We start from the raw sequence: 12739 nt of genomic DNA, 5'->3' as shown, positions 1-12739 counted from the left end.
GGTCATGGCGTGGTGCTGGAGGAGGAAGAGGTACTGGTGGTGGTGGCGGCGGCCGGAGAGACCAGACTGCTGACGCGGGCGGCGCGCTCCGCCGTGCGCCGCTGCTCCTCCGCCTGGCGGGTGGTTTCAGCGGTTTTGGCGGCCCCGTCTGAAGCGGAGGCGGCCTGCGCCTGGGCGCGCTGGTAGGTTTCTTCGGCGAGCTGCCAGCTGGAGGCGGCCTTGCCGCCCTGGCGCAGACCAGCCACGCTGGCCAGGTCCGGCTCGAAGACGTCCTTGGTGAAGATGTAAAACTGGGTGCCGGCGGCCACGCGGACGAAGTCCAGGTCCGCCTCCAGCTTTTTCGTCAGCAGGCCGGAGTAGGCCGATGCGGCCTGGGAGCCGCCGCCCAGCGCGGCATTGCGGCTGTTGTTCTGCGGGACCAGGCCATAGACGGTCTGGAACTGGTCCTGCTGGTTGTTCATGATGCCCTGCAGCGCCTCCGCCACCAGGATCTTCAGCTCGGCATACTGGTCGTTCTGGATGATCTGGCCGCGGATGCCGGCGGAGCCGTCCGTGATGCCGTAGCTGCCGTCAGACAGGCGCACATGGTCCAGCGCCACGCAGTTGATGTTGTATTCCCGCCCGTCCGCCCAGACGAAGGTGTAGGTGCCGGTGATCTCCATGCGGTCACGCACGCGGCCTTTGCTGGCCTGGGCATGCACCTGGGTGCCGGCCGGGACGATGAGCCGGCCGTTCCAATAGACATCCTCCGTCACCAGCGCCAGCACGGGCGTCTCCAGACTGGAGGAATCCACCGTCAGCACCAAGGCAGCTTTGAAAAGCATGCCGCGCGGGGCAAAGAACTCCGGCTCGGAGGGCTTGAACTCCGGCGGTGTGGTGTTGGTGATGTGGACCAGGCGGGGATAGGGAGGCGGCGCCTCATCCTTTTTCTTGCCGCTGCCGCCCATGTTGATGAGGGAGGGCGGCGGCGGTTTCTTGGCCGGCACCACGAAGCGCTCCACCTGCTGGTCCGTGCCGATCCGGGCGGTGCGGTTTTCTTCCAGGGTCACTTTTTTGTCATCCAGGGCCAGCGTCTCCGTGGTGACGGGGTTGCCTTTCCGGTCCTCCTTGGGCGGCGCATTCACCGGCGGCGCGGGCTGCTTGGTCAGGAAAAACGCCCCGGCGGCGATCATGAGCACCACGGCCAGGAGGGCCATTTGTACACCGGGTTTTTGAAGATGTTTCATGGGAGCGGAAAAAGGTCTTCGGGGTTATTTGCTGCCATCATCCAGCATCATGGCATTGGCATCCCCAAACAGAGCGGCGGAGGCCTGGGTGCGGCCTGGCTCAGGCAGCTCGATGCGGAAGTCCTGCTGGATGGAAAGGCCCTCCCGCCCGCCGCCAGGCCCGCCCTGGAGAACGACCTCCATGGGCACGCGCTGGCCGGGCTGCACCAGGCCGCTGCAGTCAACAAGCTGGGCGTTGTAGCTGCGCTCTCCCACCCGGACCTTCACGCCATTGGGCTCAAACTCATAGGACTCGGTGCCGGTATTGGTGATCCAGCAGCGGAAGACGGTGGCGTCCTTGGCCGGCTGGCGCTGGATCTCATAGATGGTCGTCGTCAGGGCGTCGTCCGTCACCGTCATGTCCAGCCCGTTGCGCTCCAGCCAGCCGGAGTACAAACCGGGGTTCAGCGGCTGCAGCGCCTTGCGGTTCTTGGCCTTGCTGAGCACGCCGACGAGCTCCTCCGTATTGTAATCAATGCGGTTTTTGACGATGGATTCCGAGCTGACCGGCACGGCCGCATCCCGCTCCACCGGCGGCGGGACGATGACGGCCAGGTTGGCCAGCTCCGAGGGGACAAAACGCAGCAGGTGGATGTGCTTGTCCGTGCGTACGGTGACGTGGCAAGGCTCCCCCTGCTTCACCAGGCGCACCACCAGGGTGTCGTCCAGCACATTGTCATAATGCACCAGCGCCACCTTGCTCAGCTCCATGTGCCGGGCGGCGGAGGGATCCGTGACCATGCCAAAACCCGTCAGCAGGGTAATTTTGGCCGGAAAGGTGATGGTGGTGGCCACGGTGCTGTTGATGGCGATCTCATTGACCAGCTTTTTCGGGTCCAGCATGACGAGCTCGCGTCCTTCCTGCACCTGCGCAGGCAGCATTTGCGGCAGCAGGCCTAACAAAAGGGTGAGTGGGAGATGACGGAGCATGGTCATTTATTCGCTGATTTTCTCCAGGCTGTAAGTGCTGATCTTGTCAATCACGGCCGGGTAGAGCCGGTTGCCGCGCATGTTCGGGTTCATCCTCCAGATGAAGGCCACCTTGAAGCGGTAGCTCTCCACCTGGGCCTGGCCTTTGAAAAAGCCGCGCCGCGTGACCAGGCCGGTGGCCACGGTGGCGGCGGCGGTGGAGAGCGCGCCGGTGAGCTTGGGCTCCCCCTCCAGCTCCACCGTCTGCTCCACCTTCTGGTTTAAAAAGTAGGAGTCCTCTTTTTTCAAGATGTCCTGGAGCATGCTCTTGCCCTGGCGGTTAAACAGCCTGTCCACCCGCTCCCCGCGGTACAGGCCCTCGGGCCCGCGCTCAAACATCGTCTCCACCGCGATCATGGTCAGGTCCACATGCATGGGCTTCATGCTGTCAAAGTTCAGCCCCGGCGCCACATAGTAGGCCCCGGCGGTGTCCATGACGACAAAGGGCGGGCGCGCCTTCAGCACCTCCGCCATGATGACGAGGTACCAGGCGCAGCCGGAGGCCACCACGCAGGCCACCAGGAACCAGAACACCGCCGTCTTGTCCCGCGCCACCAGGGTATCAATGGCGCTGCGGCGGCGCGGCACTTTCACCACAGCCTCCTTGACCGGCGCTTTCACTGACGGCACGACGGATTCCTTCCGCTCCCCCGCCGGGGCGGTGATGGGCTGCAGAGAGGAGGGGGATGCGGGAGTCATGGAAGCGTCAGGCATGGCGGTCACTGATTCGCAGAGCTGGAGATTTCCTTGAGGTCATACTGGATGTCTTTGCAGACGAAGAGGAAGCGCTTCCGGTCCCGCAGGTTCTTGTTACGCTCCCATTGCATGATGGCATTGAAACTGAAGGCCTGGGTGATGGCCTGCTTCTCCGTGGGGTCAATGCTGACGCGGATGAGCTGGCCGCCCGCACGGGTGGTCGCGCTGCCGTCCGGATAATGCAGGGCGCTGACGGCGCCGATCTCCAGCATCTGGTGGATCTGGCGGGTGCGGAAGTCATAGCTGTTATCTTTGATGTCCCGCAGCGCCTGCTCATGCCCGGCGGGGTTGAAGAGGAAGCCGATGCGCTCCGCCGTGACGGGTCCTTTCGGGCCGCGGTTTAAAAACGTCTCCAGCGTCAGCCGCGTCTGGAAGTCCACCATGTCATCCAGACCCTGGCTGGTCAGCTCCGTGTCAATGTAAACGTCCGCCTGCTCGATGGGCACATAGAGCATGCGGCTGCGCCCTTCGATGGCCACGCCATAAAGATGCCAGGCCGTGCCGACGATGCAGCCCAGGCTCACCAGGAACCAGAAGATGGCCAGCTTTTGCTTGGAGATGAATATGTCGGTGACGCCTTTCATGCTTCGTATTGCTTACTTGTCCCCCGCGCTGCTGATGGTGCTGCCCAGGCTGGCCCCGGCCCCGCCCATGGAGCCCGCTCCGGCCGCCATCATGCCTGCACCCACGGGCGCCCCGGCACCGGTGGCCGTCAGGGCCGCACCGCCGGCCATCATGGCCGCACCGGAGGCCGCAGACACGCCCGCGCTGCCCACGCCCATGGCAGTGCTGCCCGCAGCGGAGACCAGGCCCATGCCAATGTTGGCCCCCGTGGTGATGGCCTTGGAGACGATCTTCGGCGCGGCAAAGAGCACCACAATCAGCCAGACGATGATGATGAGCAGGAAGATGATGATGGCACCCACCTGGATGATCCAGCCGACGAACGGGATCGCGCCGATGGGCCCCGTGATGAACAGGACGATCGTCGCGGCGAGCCCAAAGGAGGTCATCATCGCCTCCGTAAACAGCATGCCCAGCCCCCAGCCCAGCGGCCAGAAGCAGATGCTGATCAGCCCGATGTGATACTTCACCCCGGTATCCTTCGTCTGCTCAAAGACCAGCATGGCCAGGAAGATGGGCGCACAGGCACTGCCCAGGTAAATGGCGATGACCTGGATCTGGAAACCGCACCAGAACAGGGCATACATGACGATGGCGATGCAGGCCATGAGGAAGAGCCCGATGGCGGTGGCAAAGTATTCAAACCAGGCCAGCGGATCAAAGATGCCCAAAATGATGTCCGGCGCACTGTTCGTATCAAAAGGCGCTTCCGCGAAGCTTTCGCCAAAATTGGTCAGGACCGAAAGCGGGTCCACCTCCAGTGCCGACAGCAGATCACCGCTTAAAGCAGATTGCGCCGCCAGCATCCACTCCGGGTAATAAGGCATGATGGCGATGATGATGCCCGTCACCAAGATCTGCCTGAACATGCCGGACAGGTCCCCGCCGATCATGCCTTTGTACACCTGCAGGAGCAGGCCGGCAAACATGATCACAAAAGCGATAAGCTGCAGCACCTCGCTGCAACGCACGCAGACATCCGCCAGGTCTTCATAAAAGAAGAACAGCGGATTCCCACCCGACTGGATGAGGTCAACGGTGCCTGCGGCGAGGAAAGTCATGATGAATAAGTGGAAAAAACAGGCTCAGGTGAGCGCTCCACCCGGAGCGTCCTGCGAGGCCTCAAATCAGGGTACTTCCTCCTCGGTCCCGCCAGGGTTGCCAGTGCTGCCCTTGCGCCCCCAGGGAAGCTTCCTGGGCGTGGTGCCTAATCCGGGAAAGGTGCCCGTCGCCGTCGCAGGATCCGGAGCCGGGCGGTTCAGCATGGCCGCCTCACTCTTGGCCTTGGTCATGATCTGGGCCTGGCCCACGAGCTCCTTCTGCGTCATCTCCGCATCCGCCTGGGCGATGAGGATGCTCTGGTTGATCTCATCAATCTGCCCGCGCAGCAGCGTGATCATGGCGTTGAGCTTTTGAATGGAGGCCAGGTCCTGGGCATCTTCGAGATCCTGGATCACCTCCCCCAGCTCCGTGGTCAGGGCGGTTTTCCGCTGCAGGGCCTCCTCACGGACGCGCTTGAATTCCTTGATCTGCGCCATCACGGCGGCTTCCATGCGGTACTTTTCCGGGTCACGCTCCACTTCCGTGCCGTCGTCCTTGGTGACGGTGGCGCCGATGGGCTCCATGAGGCCGAAGGCATCATCGGTAAAAACTTCTGCGCCGGTGAGGCCGGTCATCATCATGCGCTGCTGGTCCTCCGTCTTCAGCAGGGTGGCGGAATCCAGGATGTCCTGCTTGATGAGCTGCACGGAGGCCAGGTTCACCGCCGCCGGATCCCCCATGCGGTCCAGGCTGGTCTGCAGCTTTTCAGTCTGCCTTTCCGCCTCGTTGAGGAGCTGCGTCAGGGTGGCGTTCAGGTCCGTGCTGGAGGTGTTGATGGCCGCCTCGATGGACGGGGCGGAGGTGACGACGGTGCCGCCACTCTGGGCGGCGGCTGCGGCGGCCGCCAGGAAGCTGGCAAGAACGAGTCTGGATGTTTTCATAAGCGTTGCTTGGCGTTGCGGTTCGTTTTGCGGATGCGGAAAGGGCAGAGGCGGTTATTCCACCACCTCGATGACGACTTTTTTGGGCTCCACCAGGACGCCGTCCGTGGTGACGTGCTCCGGCACGGGCACTTCATAATAGCGGCGCTGGATGCTGGAATCCTCGCTGGGCCGCTCAGCATCCCGCTTCACCCAGTAGAGCTCCTTGATGGCATCGCTGCGGCCTTTGTTATACCCGTCCATGTAGCGCTCGCGGATCTCCTTTTTGGCAAAGCTGTCGCTGATGGCCCCGGCGGCATAGCCTGCCACCGCACCGGTGATGAGGCCGGAATTGTCATCCAGAAAGCTGCCGTCGTTATTGTTGTTGTTATTCCCGCCGCCGCCGCCTCCGCCGCCGTTGTTATTGTTGTTGTTATTCCCGCTCAGCAGGTTGTCCCCGATGAGCGCGCCGATGAGACCGCCTGAGGCGGCGCCCAGGATGCCTTTGTTCATGGTGCCATCACTGTTCGCGCAGGAGGTGACGGACGCGGCGCAAAGGGCGGCGAGGATGAAAGGGAGGGAGCGTTTCATTTGGACTTGGCTTGGCTGAGAATCATCTTGTAGGCGTCATCATTGAATTCCTTGAGCTGCGCGTTCTGCCGCTCAAAGGCCTCCCCGGACGTGGCGGAGGCGAGGATCATTTCCTTGGACGCCTGGTGCCGACCGATGGCGATGCGGGGGCGGCCGGTGGCTTCGTGGTAATAAACAAAGGAGCCGTAAGGGTCGCTCTTCATCTCGGAGGGGTCCGGGAAGCTGGTGACCTGTTTTTTGGTGATGGAGGGAATGCGGAAGCCCTCGCTCATGCTCTCCACATCCCGCTGGTCGGGCTGCTTGAGCATGAACATGATGCGGCTGTTGCCCACCACGGAGGAGCGCACCGGGTGGTCCTTGATACGGCCAAACTGCTGGATGATGGAGAACACCCAGCAGGAGTACTTGCGCATACGCTCATAGTATTCCCGCGTGATGCGGTCGCCGTCCGGCATGGCCAGGAAGGCGGAAAGCTCCTCCAGGATGACGCGCTTGCGGGTGGACCGGGGGCGGCTCATGATCTCCTTGCGCAGGTCATTGGTGATGAGGAAGGCGGCGACGGTGCGCAGTTCCTTGGCGGATTCCGGGATGTAGGACAGCTCAAAGTGGACCACCTTGCCGCTCAGATCCACATTGTTCACCCCGTCCAGGATGCCGCCGTAGCGGCCCGTGCGGCTCCACGGCTCCAGCAGCATCCGCAGCAGGCCCAGGTCCTCATGCGCACGTCGCTGGCGGCTCTCCAGGTTCAGCAGCTCCACAAACTGGCTGTGATTGGGCATGTCCTCCGGCTTCATCAGCGTGTAGCCCAGGCTCATGAGCTCCCACTGGTTGCCGGGATTGTTCAGGTAGTCCTCCACGATGGCGGGGTCAATCTTCAGCCGGTTCAGCTCATTGGCCTCGGCATTGCCCTCCAGCATTTCAGCGGTGAAGTCCAGCCAGGCATCCGCCAGCACCGTGCCGGGCGTCATTTTGCGCTTTCGCCATTCTTCCGCGATGTTCACGCGCCGTGCGGCCTCCACCCGGCCCTCGGCATTGCGGCTGGCCCAGGTCTCAAACTGGTCCACATAAATGCGCTCGATCTGTTTGGAGAGGAGGGCCTGGCGAATACGGTCCTTGTCAATGTCCGGCGGCGGACCCGCCATCAGGTGGGCGATGGCCGTGGCACCGCCGAGCTGGTCGGAGGTCAGCGGCAGGCCGCGTGTGTCAAAGTAATTGAACGTCAAGTTCCCGTTCGGCTGCACGATGATGGGTTTGCAGCCATACAGGCGGGTGAAGAGGTTGTAGGAGAGCCCTTCCTCCACGATGGCCGTGTAGTCATAATACGGCGCGGTCTGCGTGAGCAGGTCAATGGTGAAGACGGATTTGCCCGCACCGGAGGCGCCGAACATGATGCCGTGCTCCGGCCGCATGCTGCCTTCTTTTCCAACGAAAGTGGTGCAGCCGACGAGGGCACCGCGCGGGCCGTCATAGATGGCCTCCGCATCCTCCAGGTCCCCGGTGGGTGTGCTGGAGATGGGCAGCAGGTCCGCCAGGTTCACATCCTCCACATACAGCTTGAAGTCGTTGTAGTTGGCCCAGGTCCAGCCGGGCATGCAAAGCTGCCAGTAATTCCGCACACTCGTCGGCAGCGTCGGCTCATAGGCCTGCGCACCGCCGAGCTTGAGGACGGAGTTTTTGATGGCGGAAAGCTTGCTGGCGCAGTTGTCCGCATTGCGGTCCCACACCCGCACCAGCAGGTGCATTCGGTAGGGCACCACCTCATTTGTTGTTAGGCGGCGAATGCGGGTGCGCAGCTTCATCAGCGTGGCCTCCAGGGAGGGCGTGATCTTGCCGCGCTCCAGGCGGGTGACCTTGTGCTCCGTGGCGATGCGGTCCTTTTCCACATCGCCGGCCTCAATGTTGACGACCACCTGGTAGTCCAGGATGTCCAGCTGGGTGAGCAGCCGCATCATGCCGATGTAGGTGAACTTGGGCAGCGTCTTCATCACGCAGATGCCCTGGTAAAAACCGTCCATCTTGAAGGTGGACGTGCCCATGCGGTAGGGGGCGGCATCACTGTTGAAGCACATCTCGCACACCGTTTTGGACGGGTCATAGATGTCATCCAGGTTCAGCGCATCGTTTTCAAAGGCGCTGGGATTGAAGTAACGGTAGAAGGCCTCGAAGTGCTCCATGTCCGTCATCGGGGCCACGCGCCCGCCCAGGCCGCCGAGCTGCTGGCGCAGCGCCTCCTCCAGCTCTCCCTGCTCCCGCTTGGCCGCCTGCAGCAGCTCTTCATAATAGGCCCGCCCGCCGCCCATGGCGCGGCCCTGGATGCGGGAGGTGTAGTAAAATTGCAGATGCTCACGACGCAGCAAATGGTCGCGGATCTTCTTGTCATAGCGGTTGTACCGCTCATCCCGCTGGCGGGTGGACCAGCGGTCCTGCGGCAGCGCCTCCGTCTTGGCCTTGTATCTTTCCAGCTCCTTCCGGTAGTCACTGTCCACGCTCCAGGAGACCTGCAGGCGCGTCTCCGGACGGACCATGCGCAGCAACACGCGCAGGTTGTCCTCCAGCGCCATCAGCCAGGAAGCGTCCGTGTTTTCCGTGTCCGGCATCTCGATGTTGTACCCTTTGCCAATGGCGCCGCCACGCTGCAGGCCACGGTAGATGATCAGGTCTTCGTCGAGGTAGGAATTGACAAATTTGGCCATGCGTCAGATCTCTTTCTTCTTGGCTTCCTGGTTTTTTTCTTTGCGCATGGGATCCTCCACCCAGGGGAGCGACAGAGGCTCCACCTGCCGGGGGGAGAAGTAAGGATTGGCGGAGGCTTTGATGATGAGCCACTCCCCCAGCTCAATGTCATAGGAGGCGGGTTTTCCCTGCTTCAATCCGAAGACGTAGGACATGACCACCAGCATGGGAATGGAGGCGATGCCGAGGGCGACCAGCATGTTCGGGTTGCTCCCTTCGGAAAATTTGCGGAACAGCAGCAGGCCGAGACCGAGGGCCAGCATGAAGTAAAAGGCATTGGCCCCTTCAAAACCTGCGATGCCCTGCTGGGTTTCGCGGCCTTCATTGGTTTCGTGCAAGCGTACGCCTTGTTGTTCCATAATCGTAACAAAAATCTGAGGAAAGCGGCCTCCAGCCCAGAATGGGACGCCTGGAGGCCGCCTGAATTTTGGATCCGGCTTGGACCGGACGCAGATTAGGGAGCGTCAGTGGTCATTTCCAGACCGGAGATGTCTTCCGAACCGCCTGCGGTGGAGAACATGACCTTGACGATGACGAAGGACAGACCGCCGATGCCGGCACCCACCAGGCCGTAAAGCACGCGCTCTGTCTGGCCCATCATGAACATGACGGCGGAGAACAGAAGGCCACCGAAGGCCAGCACCAGGCCCACGAGGTTCAGAATGTTAATGATGCCACCCATGGTGCCCGCCAGACCGGAGGAATCTGAGGCTGCGGCGAGGGGCATGGTGAAACGCAGCATGTTGGCACCTGCGAGAGAGATTGCGACTGGGCTCATAGTAGTGAGATGTAGTTGATGGTATTGTTTTGGGTTCAGCTTGCGGGCTCATGAGCCTTCTGCTGGAGGGTGATATGCCTTCTGTTTCCGGGTGTGACAGTTTTTTTTTCCAAACTTACGGCCAGACCCGCCCTCAGCCACGAATTGCCTTATCCCACGAGCGCATTGCGCAGGGAGGCCAGCTCTTCCTGCACGGATTCATCCGTCGGGTCGGACAGGGTGGCGGCCACCAGGTCCCGCATGATTTCCCGGAAGCGCTTCCGCAGCCGGGAGATGGACTGGCGCACGGCGTCATGGCTGATGCCCAGCTGGGCCGCCATTTCAGCATCATTGCCGGAGCCCGCCTGGGATGGGTCCAACCGGCTGCGCAGGGCGCGGAACTGATCACCCTTGCCTGCGACCTCCTGCTCCTTGGCCAGCTGCTCGATGGCAGCCTCAATGATGCGCAGCGCGCACAGCCGCTGGTAGATGGACTCCGGCGTGCGGTGGTCCGCCGGGTCAATCGTGATCTCGTCCTCCGCCTGGGAGGCCTCGATGGAAACGATGTCCCGCCCGCCCCCGCGCTTCTGCGCATTCGCCTGCCGCTGCCAGTGCTTGATGTGCCGTCCGAAAGCCGTCAGCAGATAGTTCCGCATCTTGCCCAAACTCGCGTCAGCCGCTGCGAAGAGGTCTTTCTCCAAGGCGAAGGTGAAAAAACTCTGCGTCAGGTCCTCAGCATCCGCCGGGGACAGGCCCTGGTAGCGCGCATAAGAGTAGAGCGGCCGCCAGTAAATCTGGCACAGCTCGTTCAGCGCCAGGCGTCCGCGCCACACGTCCTCCCCCTCACGGAGAGCCAGAACAACGCTCCAACGGGTGACGGGGAAGGCCCCATGATGAGTATGCGGGTTCATGCGCGGAATAAGAATGCCGAATTTCCTCTAAATCCCGCATTTGGCAACCTGTGGGCCGTCATCTATGGAAAATTGCTGTCACAAATGCCGGGTTATCTGGCTAATACGGGGCGTTGCCATGGACAGCAGTGGTTTTTTGTGATGACTTATTCATGAAACGGAAGCGCCTGGCAGCGGATTTCCTTCCATCTTAATCAACCATGGGTAAAAAACCTGACGCCAACCGCCCTTCCAGCCACATGAACGGACTCAATCCGCTCGGCCTCATGGACGGAGTGATGGGCGGCCAGGGCACCGACTGGGAGCCGCCCATGGCGGAGGAGCTGGAGCCGCTTTTCCCCGGTTATCATGATTTTGAGTTCATAGACCGGGGCGGCATGGGCGCCGTCTATGCCGCCACGCAGAGGTCCTTGGAGCGGCGCGTGGCCATCAAGATCCTGCCGCCGGAGATGGGCCAGGATGCGGCCTTTGTGGACCGCTTCCACCAGGAGGCCCGCCTGCTCGCCCGCCTGCAGCACCCGCACATCGTAGCCATTTATGACTTTGGCCGCAATGACTCCGGCCACCTTTACATCGTCATGGAGTATGTGGAGGGTACCTCCCTGCTGGACATCATGAAGCTGGCCCGCCTGCCCCTGGCGAAGACGCTGGAGGTCACCACCCAGATCTGCGAGGCCCTCCAGTTCGCCCATGACCACGGCGTCATCCACCGGGACATCAAGCCCACCAACATCCTCATTGATGTCTGGGGCCGCGTGCGGGTGGCGGACTTTGGCCTGGCCAAGCTCTCCGCCGCCTCCCCCTCCGCCCCCACCACCAGCCGCACCGGCCTGGCCATGGGCACGCCTGGCTATGCCGCCCCTGAACAGCGCCGGGGGGAGGCCAGCCTGGACCACCGGGCAGATATTTTCAGCCTCGGCGTGACCCTTTATGAAATGCTCACCGGCCACCTGCCCGTGGGTGTCTTTGAGCCGCCCTCCAAAAAGTCCGACGCTCCCGCCATCCTGGACAAGGTCGTCACCCGCGCCCTCCGCGAGCGGCCAGGAGACCGCTTCCAGCGCGCCGCTGAAATGCGCAGCGCCATCCACTCCACCCTGGAGCGCCTGCAACGGCCCATGGTCCAGCGCGCCATCGCCAAGCGGCCCATCGTCTCCATGATGACCTCCGTCATCGTTGGCGCAGGCTTCATTTATCTGCTGGATGAAATCAACACCCAGGTCCTGCAAAAACCCGCCGCTCCCCTCCCGGTGAATGTGGAAAACGAGCACGGCCCCACTGTCATCCGCCTCAATCAGCACTTCTCACTGCTCCGCCTGAAGCTGAACTGGGAGGAAAGCCGCCGCCGGGTGAAGGCCACACAAGGCGTGGAGATGGCCAGCTTCCACTCCGCGCAGGAGCTCAGCGAGGTGGTGGCCCGGCTGCGGGAGCTGGAAGTCCGGGCCCCGGTCTGGACCGGCGGCAGTATGGACCCGGTCACCGGCGCCTTCCGGTGGGATGATGGCAGCCCGGCGGACTTCGAAGCCTGGATGCCCGCCGCCCCCTCCCCCCCGCTGCTCATCACCGAGATCCAGGCTAAAAATCAAAGGACCCTCTTTACCTCCACCGGCGTCACGCCGGACTGGATCGAGGTGCACAACCCAGGCACCTCCCCTGTGGACCTCAGCGGCTGGCATCTGCGCCACATCACCGGCCGCTACGCCTTCGAAGGCCGCCTGGGCAGCCGCAGCACGCAGCCGCCGGCCGCGCCCCTGCTCATCCAGCCCGGCGAATACCGCGTGATCTTCTGCCTGGACGATGACCCTGCCGTGCAGGAAAAGCTGGCCTTCGGATTCCAGCTGGAGGCCCAGACCGGCCGCCTGCGCTGGTCTGACCCGCGCGGCAACGGCATCCAGGGCATCCGCCAGGACTGGACCCGCTTTCCTGCGGATGCCAGCCTCATCTACGATGCCGCCACGCAGACCTGGTCCTGGTCCGCCCGGCCCACGCCCGGCGCTCCCAATGCCGCGCCTGCAGAGCTTTTTATCGAGGCGCCCGAGCCCGCCCAGACCCCGCAGGCCGTGCTCATGCTGCCGGACTTTGACGGCCGCTGGAGCATGGACACCCAGCGCCGTACCGCCTGGACCCTGCTCAGGCACACCCCAAAAGCGCGGAAATGAAGCCGGCAGCGGAAGG

The 12739-nt window shown here is 62.7% G+C and carries 12 protein-coding genes; 1 reads left to right on the top strand and 11 read right to left on the bottom strand.

Annotated elements, in window-relative coordinates; translation table 11 throughout:
• Positions 1–2: 2 nt before the first annotated feature.
• From WJU23_RS03425 to WJU23_RS03375, 11 genes are all read right to left on the bottom strand, one after another.
• The gene (locus WJU23_RS03425) at positions 3–1226 is read right to left on the bottom strand and encodes a TrbI/VirB10 family protein (protein WP_346331133.1); all 1224 of its coding nucleotides are present in this window, start codon (positions 1224–1226) and stop codon (positions 3–5) included.
• 24 nt (positions 1227–1250) lie between these two features.
• A complete protein-coding gene (locus WJU23_RS03420; RefSeq protein WP_346331132.1) occupies positions 1251–2195 on the bottom strand; it encodes a hypothetical protein in 945 nt (314 codons plus the stop codon).
• A 6-nt stretch (positions 2196–2201) separates the two neighbouring features.
• Positions 2202–2933, bottom strand: a complete 732-nt coding sequence (locus tag WJU23_RS03415) for a hypothetical protein (RefSeq protein ID WP_346331131.1) — start codon at positions 2931–2933, stop codon at positions 2202–2204.
• Positions 2934–2953: 20 nt separating this feature from the next.
• Positions 2954–3574: a hypothetical protein gene (locus WJU23_RS03410; protein WP_346331130.1), complete on the bottom strand. Its 621-nt coding sequence runs from the start codon at positions 3572–3574 to the stop codon at positions 2954–2956.
• A gap of 12 nt (positions 3575–3586) precedes the next feature.
• Positions 3587–4675, bottom strand: coding sequence for a hypothetical protein (locus tag WJU23_RS03405; RefSeq protein WP_346331129.1), 1089 nt, complete (start codon positions 4673–4675; stop codon positions 3587–3589).
• Between the two features lie 66 nt (positions 4676–4741).
• Positions 4742–5596: a hypothetical protein gene (locus tag WJU23_RS03400; protein ID WP_346331128.1), complete on the bottom strand. Its 855-nt coding sequence runs from the start codon at positions 5594–5596 to the stop codon at positions 4742–4744.
• 54 nt (positions 5597–5650) lie between these two features.
• Positions 5651–6166, bottom strand: coding sequence for a hypothetical protein (locus WJU23_RS03395; protein ID WP_346331127.1), 516 nt, complete (start codon positions 6164–6166; stop codon positions 5651–5653).
• The gene (locus WJU23_RS03390; protein WP_346331126.1) at positions 6163–8859 is read right to left on the bottom strand and encodes a hypothetical protein; all 2697 of its coding nucleotides are present in this window, start codon (positions 8857–8859) and stop codon (positions 6163–6165) included. The genes WJU23_RS03395 and WJU23_RS03390 overlap by 4 nt, the downstream gene beginning before the upstream one ends.
• Positions 8860–8862: 3 nt before the next feature.
• Positions 8863–9258 (bottom strand): hypothetical protein, encoded by a 396-nt coding sequence (locus tag WJU23_RS03385; RefSeq protein ID WP_346331125.1) that lies wholly within the window; start codon positions 9256–9258, stop codon positions 8863–8865.
• Between the two features lie 95 nt (positions 9259–9353).
• A complete protein-coding gene (locus WJU23_RS03380; RefSeq protein WP_346331124.1) occupies positions 9354–9677 on the bottom strand; it encodes a hypothetical protein in 324 nt (107 codons plus the stop codon).
• Between the two features lie 149 nt (positions 9678–9826).
• A complete protein-coding gene (locus WJU23_RS03375; protein WP_346331123.1) occupies positions 9827–10567 on the bottom strand; it encodes a sigma-70 family RNA polymerase sigma factor in 741 nt (246 codons plus the stop codon).
• A 200-nt stretch (positions 10568–10767) separates the two neighbouring features.
• Here WJU23_RS03375 and WJU23_RS03370 point away from each other — a divergent pair, with 200 nt between their 5' ends.
• Entirely contained in the window at positions 10768–12723 is a 1956-nt protein-coding gene (locus WJU23_RS03370) for a protein kinase (RefSeq protein ID WP_346331122.1), read from the top strand.
• Positions 12724–12739: the final 16 nt, after the last annotated feature.

This window comes from Prosthecobacter sp. SYSU 5D2, from assembly GCF_039655865.1.
Lineage (GTDB): Bacteria > Verrucomicrobiota > Verrucomicrobiia > Verrucomicrobiales > Verrucomicrobiaceae > Prosthecobacter.
Note: the sequence above shows the minus strand (reverse complement) of the source record. Positions and strands in the feature narration are given on the sequence as shown.

What these genes read in the sequence shown, in the direction of transcription:
- WJU23_RS03425 (WP_346331133.1), bottom strand. Translation starts at nt 1,226, where the DNA reads ATGAAACATCTTCAAAAACCCGGTGTACAAATGGCCCTCCTGGCCGTG.
- WJU23_RS03420 (WP_346331132.1), bottom strand. Translation starts at nt 2,195, where the DNA reads ATGCTCCGTCATCTCCCACTCACCCTTTTGTTAGGCCTGCTGCCGCAA.
- WJU23_RS03415 (WP_346331131.1), bottom strand. Translation starts at nt 2,933, where the DNA reads ATGACTCCCGCATCCCCCTCCTCTCTGCAGCCCATCACCGCCCCGGCG.
- WJU23_RS03410 (WP_346331130.1), bottom strand. Translation starts at nt 3,574, where the DNA reads ATGAAAGGCGTCACCGACATATTCATCTCCAAGCAAAAGCTGGCCATC.
- WJU23_RS03405 (WP_346331129.1), bottom strand. Translation starts at nt 4,675, where the DNA reads ATGACTTTCCTCGCCGCAGGCACCGTTGACCTCATCCAGTCGGGTGGG.
- WJU23_RS03400 (WP_346331128.1), bottom strand. Translation starts at nt 5,596, where the DNA reads ATGAAAACATCCAGACTCGTTCTTGCCAGCTTCCTGGCGGCCGCCGCA.
- WJU23_RS03395 (WP_346331127.1), bottom strand. Translation starts at nt 6,166, where the DNA reads ATGAAACGCTCCCTCCCTTTCATCCTCGCCGCCCTTTGCGCCGCGTCC.
- WJU23_RS03390 (WP_346331126.1), bottom strand. Translation starts at nt 8,859, where the DNA reads ATGGCCAAATTTGTCAATTCCTACCTCGACGAAGACCTGATCATCTAC.
- WJU23_RS03385 (WP_346331125.1), bottom strand. Translation starts at nt 9,258, where the DNA reads ATGGAACAACAAGGCGTACGCTTGCACGAAACCAATGAAGGCCGCGAA.
- WJU23_RS03380 (WP_346331124.1), bottom strand. Translation starts at nt 9,677, where the DNA reads ATGAGCCCAGTCGCAATCTCTCTCGCAGGTGCCAACATGCTGCGTTTC.
- WJU23_RS03375 (WP_346331123.1), bottom strand. Translation starts at nt 10,567, where the DNA reads ATGAACCCGCATACTCATCATGGGGCCTTCCCCGTCACCCGTTGGAGC.
- WJU23_RS03370 (WP_346331122.1), top strand. Translation starts at nt 10,768, where the DNA reads ATGGGTAAAAAACCTGACGCCAACCGCCCTTCCAGCCACATGAACGGA.